This is a genomic window from Martinezella sp. CNPSo 3957 (assembly GCF_057784395.1).
Genome location: NZ_JBXSOU010000002.1, coordinates 302,626 through 317,925 on the forward strand (window position 1 = coordinate 302,626; position 15,300 = coordinate 317,925).

The window sequence follows — 15,300 nt, forward strand, 5'->3', positions numbered from 1 at the left end:
CTTATGCTGATCTGGCTTGCCGAACTGTCGGACCATATTCATTTTTTCAGTACTCACTTCAGATTCTTCAATCTGTTCAGATACATCACGTTCCGTACCGGCGGTGCTCTGTTCACCTCAGCGTTGATCGTTTTTCTCTTCGGGCCGCGAATCATTTCCTCCCTGCGCGTGCGTCAGGGCAAGGGGCAGCCGATCCGCGCCGACGGTCCGCAGACGCATTTCAAGAAGGCCGGCACCCCGACGATGGGCGGGCTGATGATTCTGGCCGGCATCGTCGTCTCGTCGCTGCTTTGGGCTGATCTTGCCAACGTTTATGTCGTTGCCACCCTGCTCGTGACGCTCGGTTTCGGCGCGATCGGCTTCTATGACGACTATCTCAAGGTGACCAAGCAGAGCGACAAGGGCTTTTCCGGCCGCGCGCGCCTCGGTATCGAATTCGTCATCGCGGCGATTGCTGTCTATTTCATGATGACGACGGCGCTGTCCTCCGGTCCGGCCGGCTCTACCTTCGGCTCGTCGGTCGCCTTCCCCTTCTTCAAGAGCCTGTTGCTCAATCTTGGCATGTTCTTCGTGTTTTTCGGTGCCTTCGTCATCGTTGCCGCCGGCAATGCCGTCAATCTGACCGATGGTCTCGACGGGCTTGCCATCGTGCCCGTCATGATCGCAGCCGCGTCCTTCGGCGTCATCGCCTATCTCGCCGGCAACTTCGTCTTTGCCGATTACCTGGCGATCAATTTCGTGCCCGGAACGGGTGAGTTGGCCGTGGTCCTTGGTGCCGTCATCGGCGCCGGCCTCGGCTTCCTCTGGTTCAATGCGCCGCCGGCGGCCATCTTCATGGGCGATACCGGCTCGCTGGCACTCGGCGGCATGATCGGCTCGGTCGCCGTCGCCACCAAGCACGAGATCGTCATGGCGATCATCGGCGGTCTCTTCGTGCTCGAGGCGCTTTCCGTCATCATCCAGGTCGGTTTCTTCAAGATGACGAAGCGCCGCGTCTTCCTGATGGCGCCCATCCACCACCACTTCGAAAAGAAGGGCTGGACGGAAAGCCAGGTCGTTGTGCGTTTCTGGATCGTGGCCGTCATCCTGGCGATGATCGGCCTCTCCACCCTGAAGCTGCGGTGAGGCGTCGATGATTCCTATCTCCACGCTGAACGGAAAGAAGGTCGCTCTCTTCGGCCTCGGCGGCTCCGGCTTTGCCACGGCACGCGCGCTCGTTGCAGGCGGTGCCGATGTGACGGCCTGGGACGATAATCCGGACAGCGTGGCGAAGGCGGCTGCCGAAGGGATAACGGTCGCCGATCTGAGAACGATCGACTGGAACGGCCTGTCGGTCTTCGTTTTATCACCCGGCGTGCCGCTGACGCATCCAAAGCCACACTGGACCGTCGATCTCGCTCATGCGGCCGGCGTCGAGATCATAGGCGACGTGGAGCTTTTCGTCAGAGAGCGGCGGGCGCATGCGCCGGATTGCCCTTTCATCGCCATCACCGGGACGAATGGCAAATCGACGACGACTGCGCTGATCGCTCATATCCTGCAATCGAGCGGTCGTGACACGCAGCTCGGCGGCAATATCGGTACGGCGGTGCTGACGCTCGATCCGCCGAAGGCCGGACGTTTCTATGTCGTCGAATGCTCCTCTTATCAGATCGATCTGGCGCCGACGCTCAATCCTTCAGCAGGCATCCTGCTGAACCTGACACCCGATCATCTCGATCGTCACGGCACGATGCAGCATTATGCCGACATCAAAGAGCGGCTCGTCGCGGGCAGCGACGTCGCCGTCGTCGGTGTCGACGACAGCCATTCCTCATTGATCGCCGACCGCATCGAGCGAGCCGGCGGCAAGGTCACACGAATTTCGCGCCGGCACGCATTGGCGGATGGCCTCTATGCCGAGGGTAGCCGCATCCTGCAGGCATCGAACGGTGCGGCAAGCGAGATCGCCGATCTCGACGGCATTCAAACGCTGCGCGGCGGCCATAACGCACAGAATGCGGCGGCTGCCATTGCCGCGTGCCTCTCTGTCGGCGTTTCCGCGGAGGAAATTCGTGCTGGTCTGAAATCCTTCCCAGGGCTCAAGCATCGCATGCAACCCGTTGGAAAGCGCGGGTGCGTCGTCTTCGTCAACGATTCCAAGGCGACCAATGCCGATGCGGCAGCCCCCGCGCTTTCGAGCTACGAGAATATCTACTGGATCGCCGGCGGTCTGCCGAAGGAGGGTGGCATCACCAGTCTGGCGCCGCTCTTCCCGCGTATCGCCAAGGCCTATCTGATCGGTGAAGCCGCGCCCGCCTTTGCGGCGACGCTCGGCGATCAGGTGCCTTATGAAATTTCCGGCACGCTGGAGCATGCGGTCGCGCATGCTGCTGCGGATGCGGACAGGGATGAGCACGAGTTTGCGGCAGTGATGCTGTCACCGGCCTGCGCAAGCTTCGATCAGTATAAGAATTTCGAGGTCAGGGGCGACGCCTTCGTCAGCCATGTTGCTGCGATCGATGGCGTCACCATGCTGATCGGTTCAGCAACTGGAGGCAAATGATATGGTAAGCCGCGTTGAACGTGGGGCCTTGGCCGAATGGTTCTGGACCATCGACCGCGTGTTTCTCGCCCTTTTCATCCTCTTGATCGGCATCGGCTTCATGCTGTCCTTCGCGGCTTCGCCGGCGGTGGCGGAGCGCATCGGGCTTGAGCCGTTCCACTTCGTCAAGCGCCACGCGCTGTTCCTCGTCCCGGCGATCGCGGCGATGATCGGCATTTCCTTCATGACGCCCCGACAGGTGCGACGAACGGCAGTCATTCTGCTGATCGTGTCACTGGCGATGATGCTTTTTGCGCTTTTCTTCGGCATCGAAGTCAAGGGCTCGCGGCGCTGGGTCAATATCGCCGCCCTGTCGATTCAGCCTTCGGAATTCATGAAGCCGGCTTTCGTCGTCGTCTGCGCCTGGCTGTTTTCCGAACATGCGCGCCAGCCGGAGATTCCCGGCAATCTCTTCGCCATCATTCTTTTCGGCATCGTCGTCGCCTTGCTCGTTGCCCAGCCTGACCTTGGCCAGACCATCCTGACGACCGCCGTCTGGGGCGGCATGTTCTTCATGGCCGGCATGCCCTGGCTGTGGATCATCGTGCTTGGCGGTCTTGGCGCGGGCGGTTTCGTCACCGCTTATTATGTGTTCGATCACGTCGCGCAGCGCGTGAACAAGTTCCTGACCGGCGAGGGCGATACGTTCCAGGTTGACACCGCCAAGGAAGCGATCGTTCATGGCACCTGGTTCGGCGTCGGCCCGGGTGAAGGCACCGTCAAGCGCATCATTCCGGACGCCCATACCGACTTCATCTTTTCGGTCGCGGCCGAGGAATTCGGCGCCATCTTCTGCATGGTGCTCGTGCTGATCTTCGCCTTCCTCGTGCTGCGCGGCTTGTCGCATGCCTACAAGGAAAAGAACGATTTCAATCGTTTTGCCGTCGCCGGCCTCGTGCTGCAGATCGGCATCCAGTCGATCATCAACATCGGCGTGAACCTGCAGCTGCTGCCGGCCAAGGGCATGACGCTGCCGCTGATTTCCTACGGCGGTTCGTCGATGACCGCGATCTGCGTGACGGCGGGTTTCATTCTGGCGCTGACGCGTCACAGGCCGGAAAAGCGTGCGCAGGATCGGACCATGTTCCGCGTGACGCACGGTTTGCCGGCGGAGTGAGCGTCTTGGGACTACCGGCCATCTGCTCCTCATATCTCCTGCCTGCCGCTCATTCTCCGGTCGCTTTTCCCGAAGCACCGGTCTATGAGGGGGGCTTGGCCCGCGCCGATGACGCGGTCGGTGCGGCTTCCTATATGAGGGAGATGCCCCGAGTAGTGGGGTATTCGCGGGAGCGAAAATTATGAGTAAAGGCATTGTCCTTCTTGCCGCCGGCGGTACCGGCGGTCACGTATTCCCGGCCGAAGCGCTGGCCTATAAGCTGAAAGAGCGCGGCTATTCCGTGCACCTTGTCACCGACAGCCGTGCCGAACGCTATGCCGGCAAATTCCCGGCCGACGAGATCCATGTCGTGCCCTCGGCAACGATCGGTTCGAAGAACCCCGTAAAGGTCGCGCAAGCCCTCTGGACGCTGTGGACCGGCATGCGCACAGCGCGCAAGCTGATCCAGCGCATCAAGCCCGTCTGTGTCGTCGGCTTCGGTGGCTATCCGACGGTTCCGCCGCTTCTCGCGGCGACGCGTATGGGCGTACCGTCCATGTTGCATGAACAGAATGCCGTCATGGGCCGCGCCAACAAGATGCTGGCGACGCGCGTGCGTGCGATTGCCGGCGGCTTCCTCACGGAAAACGGCGCGTTTGCCGAGAAGACGGTGACCACGGGCAATCCCGTGCGTCCGGCCGTCATCGAGGCCGCCAAGCGTCCGTATGTGCCATCTGGTCCGGAAGATCCGTTTAACCTCGTCGTGTTCGGCGGCAGCCAGGGTGCGCAATATTTCTCGAAGGCCGTGCCGACAGCGATCAGCCTGCTTGAGGAGCCGCTGCGCAAGCGCCTGCGGATCACGCAGCAGGTGCGCCCTGAGGATATGGAGACGGTCAATAGCTGCACGAGAAAGCTTGAGATGGGCGCCGATGTCGCGCCGTTCTTCAACGACATGGCGGAGCGCATCGGTGCTGCGCATCTAGTTCTTTGCCGCTCCGGTGCCTCCACGGTTTCGGAGCTTGCCGTCATCGGGCGCCCGGCGATCCTGGTTCCTTATCCGCATGCGCTCGACCACGACCAGGCAGCCAATGCGGCTGCACTCGCGGCAACCGGCGGCGTCAAGGTCATCGTGCAGTCCGAACTGACGCCAGAGAAACTTTCCACCATCCTGCGCGGCGCCATGACCATGCCGGAAAAGCTCGCAAAGATGGCTGCATCAGCCAAGCAGGCGGGCAAACCGGATGCGGCAAACTTGCTTGCCGACATGGTTGAGGCTATTGCCGCGGGACGTTCAATTCAGCAATTCAAGGGGGCAGGCGCATGAAGCTGCCGAAGGCAATCGGCCTTGTGCATTTTATCGGTATTGGTGGCATCGGAATGAGCGGTATCGCCGAGGTTCTGCATAACCTCGGCCATCGCGTACAGGGTTCCGATCAATCGGAAAGCGCCAACGTGCAGCGTCTGCGCGATAAGGGCATTCCGGTCCATATCGGCCACAAGGCTGAGAACCTCGGCGATGTCGAAGTCGTCGTTGTCTCCACGGCCATCAAGAAGAGCAATCCCGAGCTCGTGGCCGCGCGCGAAAAGCTGCTGCCTGTCGTGCGCCGTGCCGAAATGCTCGCGGAGCTGATGCGCTTCCGCAACGCCATCGCCATCGGTGGCACGCATGGCAAGACCACGACGACATCGCTGGTGGCGACGCTTTTGGAGGCCGGTGGTCTTGATCCTACAGTCATTAACGGCGGCATCATCAATGCCTACGGCACCAACGCGCGCATGGGCGAGGGTGAGTGGATGGTGGTCGAGGCCGATGAATCGGACGGCACCTTCCTGAAGCTGCCGGCTGATGTCGCCGTCGTCACCAATATCGATCCCGAACATCTTGACCATTACGGCAATTTCGATGCTGTCCGTGCCGCCTTCCGGCAGTTCGTCGAGAACGTACCGTTCTACGGTTTCGGCGTCATGTGCATCGACCATCCGGAGGTGCAGTCGCTGGTTGGCCGCATCGAGGACCGCAAGGTCATCACCTATGGTGAGAACCCGCAGGCCGACGTGCGTTTCTCGAATGTGCGGATCGATGGTACGCGTTCGCTGTTCGATATCGAAATCCGCAGACGCCGCACCGGCAAGGTGATCCAGATCAAGGATCTCGTCATGCCGATGCCTGGTCGCCACAATATTTCCAATGCGACGGCTGCCGTTGCTGTTGCCAACCGGCTCGGGATTTCCAGCGAAGCGATCGCCAAGGGGCTCGCATCCTTCGGTGGCGTCAAGCGCCGCTTCACGCTGACCGGCGAATGGAATGGGGTCAAGATCTTCGATGACTACGGTCATCATCCCGTGGAAATCAAGGCGGTGCTGAAGGCTGCCCGCGAAGCCTGCAAGGGCCGGATCATCGCCGTCCACCAGCCGCATCGCTATACGCGCCTGTCGAGCCTTTTCGAGGAATTTGCAGCCTGCTTCAACGATGCCGACAGCATCTTCCTGGCGCCTGTCTATGCCGCTGGCGAAGAGCCGATCGAGGGCGTGGATTCGCAAACGCTGGTTTCGCGTATCAAAGCCAGCGGTCATCGCGATGCACGCTTTCTGCAATCACAGGAAGATCTTGCCGCCATGGTTGCAGAGATTGCGCAGCCAGGGGATTTTGTGGTTCTGTTGGGGGCTGGTAGCATCACGTATTGGGCAGCATCATTGCCAAAGGAATTGGAAGGCCTCTCGGGTAAGTCCGCATGAAACAAGTAGATGGGGAAAAGCTTCTGGCGTCGCTTGGCGACGGTGTAAAGGACATCAGGGGACGGCTGACGCCGGACGCTCCGATGGATCGTGTGACGTGGTTCCGTGCCGGCGGGTTGGCTGAACTGATGTTCCAGCCGCATGACACGGACGATCTCGTTGCGTTCCTGAAGATCCTGCCGGAAGACGTGCCGCTGACGGTCGTTGGCGTGGGTTCGAACATATTGGTGCGTGACGGCGGCATTCCGGGTGTCGTCCTCAGGCTTTCGGCCAAGGGCTTCGGCTCGGTCGAGCTTGCCGGCGAGAACCGCATCCTGGCCGGTGCGATCTGCCCGGACAAGCACGTCGCAGCTATGGCGATGGATAACAGCATCGGCGGTTTCCATTTCTATTACGGTATTCCCGGGAGCATCGGTGGTGCTGCACGGATGAATGCAGGCGCCAATGGTGCCGAAACCCGTGAGCGTGTCATCGAAGTGCACGCGGTCGACCGCAAGGGCAACAAGCATGTCCTGACCAATGCCGAGATGGGTTATAGCTACCGCCATTCCGATGCGTCTGAGGATCTGATCTTTACCCATGTCCTCTTCGAGGGATATCCGGAGGATCGCGCCAAGATCCGCACCGAAATGGATGCCGTGCGGGCTCATCGCGAAACGGTGCAGCCGGTCCGCGAGAAGACCGGTGGCTCAACCTTCAAGAATCCGGATGGTTTCTCCGCCTGGAAGCTGATCGACGAGGCGGGCTGCCGTGGCCTGGTCATCGGTGGTGCGCAGATGTCGTCGCTGCATTGCAACTTCATGATCAACATGGAGCAGGCGACGGGCTACGATCTGGAATATCTCGGCGAGCAGGTGCGCCGCGAGGTTTTTGAAAAATCCGGCATCAAGCTGGAGTGGGAAATCAAGCGCCTCGGAAACTTCATGCCGGGTCGGGAGGTCCGCCCGTTCCAGGGTGTGACTACCGAGTAGGTTCCGACTGCAATTGGTGCCGTCTTCATAAAATGATTCAGCAAAAAGGCCGGGTTTTCACCCGGCCTTTTCAATTGGTTATACCTGTTTTCTCAGACTTCATCATTGCCCGAGAGTAAGATGCCGATCAGCGAGAGCACTGCTGCGCCGGCGAGGTAGTAGCCGACATAGACAAGGCCGTAATTGGTCGCGAGCGATGTGGCAATGTAGGGTGCCAGGGACGCACCGACGATGCCGCCGAGATTGAAGGTCATCGAAGCGCCTGTATAGCGCACGGTCGTCGGGAAGGGTGCCGCCAGAGCCGCACCGATGGGGCCATAGGTAAAGCCCATCAGGGCAAGACCGATGATCGAGCAGGCGAAGGCACCGGCAAGGCCAGCCGTCAGCAGCGACGAGTAGAACAGGCCGAAGATGAGGATACCGATCGTCGTCAGGATGAGGACGAGGCGGCGGGAATAGCGGTCGGACAGGAGACCGGAGACTGGGATCATCAGGCCAAAGAAGACGACGCCGACGAGCTGAACGACCAGGAACTGGCCCTGCGAGTAGCCGAGGCCGGCCGGAAGCGGACCGGTGCCCGGTGGGCGGGTGCCCCAGCTCAGCGTGAATGCCGTCATCAGATAGAACAGCACGAAGGTCGCCACCGCGATGATGGTGCCGAGGATCAGGCTGCGGAAGTGCGAACGGAAAATGACCGCGATCGGAACGGAAACCCGCTCTTCCTTCTCGATGGCACGCTGGAACTCCGGTGTTTCGGTGATCTTCAGGCGGACATAAAGACCGACTGCTACCAGCACGATGCTGATCAGGAAAGGAACGCGCCAGCCATAGTTGAGGAAGTCCGCATCGGCCATGGTTTCGCGCAGGATGAGGAAAAGGCCGGCCGACAGAATGAAGCCGATAGGGGCGCCGAGTTGCGGGAACATGGCGTACCAGCTGCGCTTGCCCTCCGGTGCGTTTTCCGTCGCAAGCAAGACGGCGCCGCCCCATTCGCCGCCGAGGCCAAGGCCTTGGCCGAGGCGGCAAAGCGCCAGCAGAATCGGTGCGAGAACGCCAATCGACTCATAGGTCGGCAGCATGCCGATCACGACGGTCGAGAGGCCCATGGTCATCAGAGCCGCGACCAGTGTCGCCTTGCGGCCGATTCGGTCGCCGAAGTGGCCGAAGATCATCGCGCCGATCGGGCGCGCGAAGAAGGCGATGGAAAAGGTCGCGAAGGACTGCAGGGTAGCGGACGTCGGGTCGCTTGCCGGGAAAAACAGCTTCGGGAAGACGATAACCGCCGCCGTTGCATAAACATAGAAATCGAAAAATTCGATCGTTGTGCCGATGAGGCTCGCGATCAGAACACGTGCCGGGGAATTCGCAACAGCATTGTTCGATGACGAGGGGGTCGGCGATAAAGGAGATATCGCGTCAGTCATGTTCCCACCATTTCAGAGGACGCTAAGGTGCGCTTAGCGGATAAAAATTGTCCTTAGCGTAATTTTTGTTCAACGCAAACGTTAACTGCGCAAGAAATCAGCGGTTGCGTGCTATTATTTTGACGTAATTGTTGATTCGTGAGCAATCAGTCGGGCGTTTGTTGTTGGAGAGGCGTGCTCCGGCGAGTCCTTACCGGAATCTTTTTCACCAATGGCCGATTCTCGCTTGGATTGCGGGCTGAGGAGAAGGGTTTCATGCAGAAAAAACTCATCGCTGAGTTTCTTGGGACGTTTTGGCTCGTTTTCGGCGGCTGCGGTAGTGCGATCTTCGCAGCAGCCTTTCCGAGCCTCGGTATTGGTTTTCTAGGCGTTGCCTTTGCGTTCGGTCTGACTGTGCTGACCATGGCTTTTGCCGTCGGCGGCATATCAGGGGGGCACTTCAATCCGGCCGTTTCGGTCGGCTTGACGGTGGCCGGCCGCTTTCCCGGCGGGCAGCTCGTTCCCTATATTATCGCGCAGGTCATCGGCGCCGCTGTCGCAGCGGCCGTGCTCTATCTGATCGCAAGCGGCAAGGCCGATTTCCAGCTCGGCGGGTTTGCAGCGAATGGCTATGGAGAACATTCTCCCGGCGGCTATTCCATGGTGTCGGCATTGGTGGCCGAAATCGTGCTGACACTGTTCTTCCTGGTCGTGATTCTGGGTTCGACGAGCAGCAAGGTGCCGGCCGGCTTCGCGCCGATCGCCATCGGCTTGGCGCTGACGCTGATCCATCTGATCTCGATTCCGATCACCAATACGTCGGTCAATCCAGCCCGCTCGACGGGGCAGGCCATATTCGTCGGCGGTTGGGCGCTGCAGCAGCTTTGGCTGTTTTGGGTCGCGCCCATCGTCGGCGGAGCGTTGGGCGGACTCGTCTGGAAACTGGTCGACGACAGCGAGTGATTTCAGCCTCAATTAAAAGCCTTGAGCCCCGCATCGCTCCCTCGATGCGGGGCTCATTGTTTAAAAAAATCTAAATGTAGCAATTTCAAAAGTAGCAACTCCATGATTCTAATGGCAGAATTCTTTAAGTCGGTTTGATTCGAACCATTCGGCCATCGCCAGGACGGCGGAAAGTTAACGAAAGTAAACGCTTCATTAACCTTAATGTCGTTCTAATCGACCTATTGAAAGCGGGGCGAGAATCGCGGTTAGGCGAGGCCCTGCAAACGCAAAGTTAGAGACCGTGGAGTCGGGGGTATTGATGGGTGGCAAGCATGTGGCTGTCCTTTTGGGCGGATTTTCCTCGGAGAGGCCGGTCAGCCTTTCCTCAGGAAAGGCATGCGCCGATGCCCTTGAAGCGGAAGGCTTTCAGGTTACCCGTGTCGATGTCGATCATGACGTTGCCAGTCGGTTAGCCGAGTTGAAGCCCGATGTGGTCTTCAATGCATTGCATGGCCCTTTCGGTGAAGACGGTACCATTCAGGGCATTCTGGAATATCTGCAGATTCCCTATACGCATTCCGGCGTGCTTGCCTCGGCGCTTGCGATGGACAAGTCGCGCGCGAAGACTGTCGCCGCTGCTGCCGGTGTCCCGGTCGCGAGTTCGATCGTCATGGATCGTTTTGCCATTGTTGGCGAACATCCGATGAGGCCGCCCTATGTCGTCAAGCCCGTGCGCGAAGGCTCGAGCTTCGGTGTCGTTATCGTCAAGGAAGATCAGGCGCATCCGCCGCAGATCGTTACTTCTGCCGAATGGCGCTATGGCGATGAGGTTCTGGTAGAGCGTTATATCTACGGGCGCGAACTGACCTGCGGCGTCATGGACGGCAAGGTTCTTGGTGTGACTGAAATCGTGCCGCTCGGCCACAGCTTCTATGATTATGACGCCAAGTACGCCAAGGGTGGGTCAAAACATGTCTTGCCGGCGGAAATTTCACCGAATCTTTACCAAAAGATACAAACATTATCGTTAAGGGCGCATGAAGCTATCGGCTGCCGCGGCGTTAGTCGATCTGACTTCCGTTTTGACGATCGCTTTTCCGAAGAGGGCGAACTTGTCTGGTTGGAGATCAACACCCAGCCCGGCATGACTCCTACCTCCCTGGTGCCTGAAATGGCCGCTCATGCCGGCTACTCTTTTGGTGAATTTCTCCGGTGGATGGTGGAGGACGCGTCTTGTTTGCGCTGACGGTCAAAAATATGAGGCGGTCCCGTCATCGCGTCCCGCTCGCCATCGACGAGGTCGAGGACGCATTCGTCCTCCCGCGTCCGCTGCGTCGCGCTGTTCGCTTCCTGGTCAGTCTCGGCTCGGGTCGCATTAACATCCCTGCTCACACGGGAACTGTCTCGACCCTCGTTCTCCTCGCGGCGACTGGCCTTTATGGCATGTCCGTTGGCGGTCACACTCAGGCTGTCGCCGAAGCGACGACCTCTGCTGCCGGTTTTGCTATCGAGGATGTGAAGGTCTCCGGCAACGACGAGACCTCCGAAATCGAGATCCTGCAGCTGCTTGGTCTTGATGGCACTACTTCGCTCGTCGCTCTCAATGCCGATGCGGCCCGCCAGAAGATTGCGAATCTGCCGTGGGTTCAGGATGTCGAGGTTCGTAAGGTCTATCCAAAGGCCGTCGAAGTGAAGCTCAAGGAGCGCAAGGCCTATGCCATCTGGCAGCACGGTTCCGAGCTTTCGCTGATCGAGAAGGATGGCAGCGTTATTGCGCCGTTGCGCGACAACAAGTTTGCCAAGCTGCCGCTCTTTGTCGGTCGTGATGCCGAAACCGCAGCCGCCTCCATCGACGACCAGTTTGCGAAGTGGCCCGAAATTCGCAGTCATGTGAAGGCTTTCGTGCGTGTCGCTGGTCGCCGCTGGGATCTCTATCTGGACAACGGCGTGATCATCAAATTGCCGGAAGACAATATCGACGACGCGCTGGCGCGGCTGACCAAGCTCGACAAGGATCAAAATCTTTTGCAGCGCGATATCGCTGCCGTCGATCTCCGGATCGATGACCGTACCGCCATTGAATTAACTCCGGATGCCGCAGTTCGTCGCCAGGCCGCAGTCGATGCAAGAAACAAGGCTTTGAAGAAAGCAGGTCAGGATACATGAGCTTATTTGGTTCGTCCCATTTCGGCCTGCCTCGGTTGAAGCCGCTCTCTTCGAAGCGGTCGCATATCGTCTCGGTCCTCGATATCGGCTCGACGAAGGTCGTCTGCATGATCGGTCGGCTGACGCCGCGCGAGGAGAGCCAGGTTCTTCCGAACCGCACGCACAATATCGAGATCATCGGTATCGGCCATCAGCGCTCACGCGGCATCAAGACTGGCGTGATCGCCGATCTCGACGCCTTGGAAGGTGTCGTCCGGCTTGCCGTCGATGCCGCCGAGCGCATGGCCGGCCTCACGGTCGACAGCCTGATCGTCAATGTTTCGGCTGGTCGTCTCGGCAGCGATATCTACACCGCGACCATAGATCTCGGCGGTCAGGAAGTCGAAGCCAACGATCTCAAGAAGGTTCTGGCTGCGGCCTGCCAGCAGTCGATCCGCCAGGAGCGCGCCGTACTGCACTCGCTGGCAACGGGCTACTCCCTTGATGGCGAGCGCGGCATTCGCGATCCACTGGCGATGTTTGGAGACGCGCTCGGTGTCGACATGCACGTGGTGACGGCCGAGCGGGCTGCGCTTCGTAACCTTGAGCTCTGCATCAACCGCGCGCATCTCTCGGTCGAAGGAATGGTGGCAACACCTTACGCCAGCGGTCTTGCAGCCCTCGTCGACGATGAAGTCGAACTCGGCTGCGCTGCGATCGACATGGGCGGCGGCACGACGACGATCTCGGTCTTTGCCGAGGGCAAGCTGGTGCATACAGACGCCGTCAGTCTTGGCGGCCATCATGTCACCACGGACCTTGCCCGCGGCCTTTCCACCCGCATCGAGGATGCGGAACGGCTGAAGGTCGTTCATGCTTCGGCGCTCGCGAATTCTTCGGAAGAGCGTGAACTGATTTCCATCCCGCCGATCGGCGAAGACGAGCGTGATCAGCCGACGCAAGTGCCGAAGGCGCTGGTGTCGCGCATCGTCAAGGCTCGCATCGAGGAAACCCTCGAGCTCATTCGCGATCGCATTCAGCGTTCGGGCTTCAGCCCGATCGTCGGCAAGCGCGTCGTGCTCACGGGCGGCGCGAGCCAGCTGACCGGTTTGCCCGATGTGGCACGCCGTGTTCTTGCCCGCAATGTCCGCATCGGTCGTCCGATGGGCGTGTCTGGTTTGCCGACGGCAGCCAAGGGTCCGGCTTTTTCGACTGCGGTCGGTCTGATGATCTATCCGCAGGTCGCAGACATGGAAACACATGCGCCGAGCAGCGGTCTGCTCTCGTCGTTTGGAGGCAATAACAGCCGGATCGGCCGCGTCGGCCAATGGCTGAAAGAGAGTTTTTGAGTGCCTGATCCCGGAGTTCATTCCGGGGCAAGCGTCAGGCAAGTGAAATCGAGTGAATTGGCCGGCGTGGCGATGCGGCCATAAAGAGAAGGAACGGGTACAATGACTATCAAGCTGCATAAGCCAGATATCACCGAGCTTAAGCCGCGAATCACCGTGTTCGGTGTCGGTGGCGGTGGCGGTAATGCCGTCAACAACATGATCACGGCAGGCCTGCAGGGCGTCGATTTCGTCGTCGCCAACACGGATGCTCAGGCACTGACCATGACGAAGGCGGAGCGGATCATCCAGCTCGGCGTCAACGTCACGGAAGGTCTCGGCGCCGGCTCGCAGCCGGAAGTCGGCCGTGCAGCCGCCGAAGAGTGCATCGATGAAATCATCGATCACCTGAACGGCACGCATATGTGCTTCGTCACCGCCGGCATGGGCGGCGGTACGGGCACGGGTGCTGCTCCCGTCGTCGCACAGGCTGCTCGCAACAAGGGCATTCTGACCGTTGGCGTCGTCACCAAGCCGTTCCACTTCGAAGGCGGCCGCCGCATGCGTCTCGCCGAGCAGGGCATCCAGGAACTGCAGAAGTCGGTCGACACGCTGATCGTCATTCCGAACCAGAATCTGTTCCGCATCGCCAACGACAAGACGACTTTCGCCGACGCGTTCTCGATGGCCGACCAGGTTCTCTATTCGGGCGTTGCCTGCATCACCGACCTGATGGTGAAGGAAGGTCTCATCAACCTCGACTTTGCCGACGTCCGTTCGGTCATGCGCGAAATGGGCCGCGCCATGATGGGTACCGGCGAGGCTTCTGGCCAGGGCCGTGCAATGCAGGCTGCTGAAGCTGCGATTGCCAACCCGCTGCTCGACGAAACCTCGATGAAGGGCGCACAGGGCTTGCTGATCTCGATCACGGGTGGTCGCGATCTCACCCTGTTCGAAGTCGACGAAGCCGCAACCCGCATCCGCGAAGAAGTCGATCCCGACGCCAACATCATCCTCGGCGCCACCTTCGACGAATCGCTTGAAGGCATCATCCGCGTTTCTGTCGTCGCAACCGGCATCGATCGCGCGATGAACGAGGCTTCCGACAGGGGCATGGAATTCCGCCCGGCCGCAAAGCCTGCTATGCGTCCTTCCGCGGCCGCCGCTCCGGCAGCGGCCGCAGTTCAGCCTGCCCACGTCTCGCAGGCCCAAACCGCACAGGCTGCCGCTCCGGCTCCTCGTACCGTGGATCCGGTCGCTCAGACCATTCGTGCGGCAGAAGCCGATCTGGAGCGCGAACTGGAATTCCAGATGAGCCGGCAGGCGCAGGTGCCGCAGCAGCCGGTCATGCAGCAGGCAGCAGCGCCGGAAGATAACTTCCGTCCGCAGAGCCGCATCTTCGCAGCCGCTCCGGAGCCTCAGCCGGTCCGTCAGGCCCCGGTTCAGCCACAGCCGCAGGCGCCGGTCATGCATCAGCAGCCGGTCATCCGTCAGGCTCCCGAGCAGGTCCGCATGCCGAAGGTCGAGGATTTCCCGCCGGTTGTTAAGGCTGAAATGGAACATCGCGCCCAGCCGGCCGCTGCCCAGGCTACCGAAGAGCGCGGCCCGATGGGGCTGCTGAAGCGAATCACCAATTCGCTCGGCCGCCGCGAAGAAGATCCGGCTTTCGACGACATGATGGCTTCGACGAACAATGCCGCTCCGCAGCAGCGTCGTGCGCCGTCGCAGGAAGCAAGCCTCTACGCTCCGCGTCGCGGCAATCTCGACGATCATGGCCGCCCGGTCCCGCAGGCGCGCATGGCAAGCCATGAGGACGATCAGCTCGAGATTCCGGCTTTCCTGCGCCGGCAGTCGAACTGACCCGCAACAGGCAGCCCTTTAATAGGTTGCTAACCATATTGAGGAAATCCGGGGCCGAAAGGCTCCGGATTTTCTTATTTTATAACCATTGTCTTATTTAAAATTATCCAATGAATTCAATTGGCTGCTTTCGTAACAAAACGAAAGAAACAGTGATTTGGAATGCGATGTCTCGACGCGTATGTAGATATCAAGCAAGCCCGCTGAATCACATTCGGAGACGAATATATGT

12 protein-coding genes are annotated in these 15,300 nt (G+C 59.9%); 11 read left to right on the forward strand and 1 reads right to left on the reverse strand.

Going from position 1 to position 15,300, the window contains the following annotated elements; all coding sequences use genetic code 11:
• The first annotated feature begins 3 nt into the window (after positions 1 to 3).
• The 6 genes from mraY (at position 4) to murB (ending at position 7,387) form a co-directional block, all read left to right on the forward strand.
• Positions 4 to 1,125: a phospho-N-acetylmuramoyl-pentapeptide-transferase gene (gene mraY / locus AC13QE_RS06660; protein ID WP_132716996.1), complete on the forward strand. Its 1,122-nt coding sequence runs from the start codon at positions 4 to 6 to the stop codon at positions 1,123 to 1,125.
• Positions 1,126 to 1,132: 7 nt separating this feature from the next.
• A complete protein-coding gene (gene murD / locus AC13QE_RS06665; protein WP_488483097.1) occupies positions 1,133 to 2,545 on the forward strand; it encodes a UDP-N-acetylmuramoyl-L-alanine--D-glutamate ligase in 1,413 nt (470 codons plus the stop codon).
• A 1-nt stretch (position 2,546) separates the two neighbouring features.
• Positions 2,547 to 3,701, forward strand: coding sequence for a putative lipid II flippase FtsW (gene ftsW / locus AC13QE_RS06670; RefSeq protein WP_015340353.1), 1,155 nt, complete (start codon positions 2,547 to 2,549; stop codon positions 3,699 to 3,701).
• A gap of 181 nt (positions 3,702 to 3,882) precedes the next feature.
• Positions 3,883 to 5,004, forward strand: coding sequence for an undecaprenyldiphospho-muramoylpentapeptide beta-N-acetylglucosaminyltransferase (gene murG, locus AC13QE_RS06675; RefSeq protein ID WP_488483098.1), 1,122 nt, complete (start codon positions 3,883 to 3,885; stop codon positions 5,002 to 5,004).
• The gene (murC, locus tag AC13QE_RS06680) at positions 5,001 to 6,416 is read left to right on the forward strand and encodes a UDP-N-acetylmuramate--L-alanine ligase (protein ID WP_488483099.1); all 1,416 of its coding nucleotides are present in this window, start codon (positions 5,001 to 5,003) and stop codon (positions 6,414 to 6,416) included. Before murG ends, murC begins: the two co-directional genes overlap by 4 nt.
• On the forward strand, positions 6,413 to 7,387 hold the full coding sequence (murB, locus tag AC13QE_RS06685) for a UDP-N-acetylmuramate dehydrogenase (protein WP_112334493.1): 975 nt from the start codon (positions 6,413 to 6,415) through the stop codon (positions 7,385 to 7,387). The genes murC and murB overlap by 4 nt, the downstream gene beginning before the upstream one ends.
• A 92-nt stretch (positions 7,388 to 7,479) precedes the next feature.
• Here the strand turns inward: murB and AC13QE_RS06690 are convergent, their stop codons facing one another.
• The gene (locus AC13QE_RS06690) at positions 7,480 to 8,811 is read right to left on the reverse strand and encodes an MFS transporter (protein ID WP_132716993.1); all 1,332 of its coding nucleotides are present in this window, start codon (positions 8,809 to 8,811) and stop codon (positions 7,480 to 7,482) included.
• A gap of 255 nt (positions 8,812 to 9,066) precedes the next feature.
• Between AC13QE_RS06690 and aqpZ the strand changes: the two genes are divergently transcribed.
• From aqpZ to ftsZ, 5 genes are all read left to right on the forward strand, one after another.
• On the forward strand, positions 9,067 to 9,753 hold the full coding sequence (gene aqpZ, locus AC13QE_RS06695; protein WP_488483100.1) for an aquaporin Z: 687 nt from the start codon (positions 9,067 to 9,069) through the stop codon (positions 9,751 to 9,753).
• 301 nt (positions 9,754 to 10,054) lie between these two features.
• Positions 10,055 to 10,981, forward strand: coding sequence for a D-alanine--D-alanine ligase (locus AC13QE_RS06700; RefSeq protein WP_488483101.1), 927 nt, complete (start codon positions 10,055 to 10,057; stop codon positions 10,979 to 10,981).
• Complete coding sequence (locus AC13QE_RS06705; protein WP_132716990.1) at positions 10,969 to 11,901, forward strand: cell division protein FtsQ/DivIB; 933 nt, start codon at positions 10,969 to 10,971, stop codon at positions 11,899 to 11,901. The genes AC13QE_RS06700 and AC13QE_RS06705 overlap by 13 nt, the downstream gene beginning before the upstream one ends.
• Positions 11,898 to 13,229 (forward strand): cell division protein FtsA, encoded by a 1,332-nt coding sequence (gene ftsA / locus AC13QE_RS06710; protein WP_069612528.1) that lies wholly within the window; start codon positions 11,898 to 11,900, stop codon positions 13,227 to 13,229. Before AC13QE_RS06705 ends, ftsA begins: the two co-directional genes overlap by 4 nt.
• 102 nt (positions 13,230 to 13,331) lie before the next feature.
• Positions 13,332 to 15,068 carry a cell division protein FtsZ gene (gene ftsZ, locus AC13QE_RS06715; RefSeq protein ID WP_488483102.1) on the forward strand — a complete coding sequence of 579 codons (1,737 nt, stop codon included), beginning with the start codon at positions 13,332 to 13,334 and terminating at the stop codon, positions 15,066 to 15,068.
• The last annotated feature ends 232 nt before the right edge of the window (positions 15,069 to 15,300 follow it).

Excerpts from the sequence above, each read along its gene's own strand:
- mraY (WP_132716996.1), top strand. The coding sequence starts at position 4 with ATGCTGATCTGGCTTGCCGAACTGTCGGACCATATTCATTTTTTCAGT.
- murD (WP_488483097.1), top strand. The coding sequence starts at position 1,133 with ATGATTCCTATCTCCACGCTGAACGGAAAGAAGGTCGCTCTCTTCGGC.
- ftsW (WP_015340353.1), top strand. The coding sequence starts at position 2,547 with ATGGTAAGCCGCGTTGAACGTGGGGCCTTGGCCGAATGGTTCTGGACC.
- murG (WP_488483098.1), top strand. The coding sequence starts at position 3,883 with ATGAGTAAAGGCATTGTCCTTCTTGCCGCCGGCGGTACCGGCGGTCAC.
- murC (WP_488483099.1), top strand. The coding sequence starts at position 5,001 with ATGAAGCTGCCGAAGGCAATCGGCCTTGTGCATTTTATCGGTATTGGT.
- murB (WP_112334493.1), top strand. The coding sequence starts at position 6,413 with ATGAAACAAGTAGATGGGGAAAAGCTTCTGGCGTCGCTTGGCGACGGT.
- AC13QE_RS06690 (WP_132716993.1), bottom strand. The coding sequence starts at position 8,811 with ATGACTGACGCGATATCTCCTTTATCGCCGACCCCCTCGTCATCGAAC.
- aqpZ (WP_488483100.1), top strand. The coding sequence starts at position 9,067 with ATGCAGAAAAAACTCATCGCTGAGTTTCTTGGGACGTTTTGGCTCGTT.
- AC13QE_RS06700 (WP_488483101.1), top strand. The coding sequence starts at position 10,055 with ATGGGTGGCAAGCATGTGGCTGTCCTTTTGGGCGGATTTTCCTCGGAG.
- ftsA (WP_069612528.1), top strand. The coding sequence starts at position 11,898 with ATGAGCTTATTTGGTTCGTCCCATTTCGGCCTGCCTCGGTTGAAGCCG.
- ftsZ (WP_488483102.1), top strand. The coding sequence starts at position 13,332 with ATGACTATCAAGCTGCATAAGCCAGATATCACCGAGCTTAAGCCGCGA.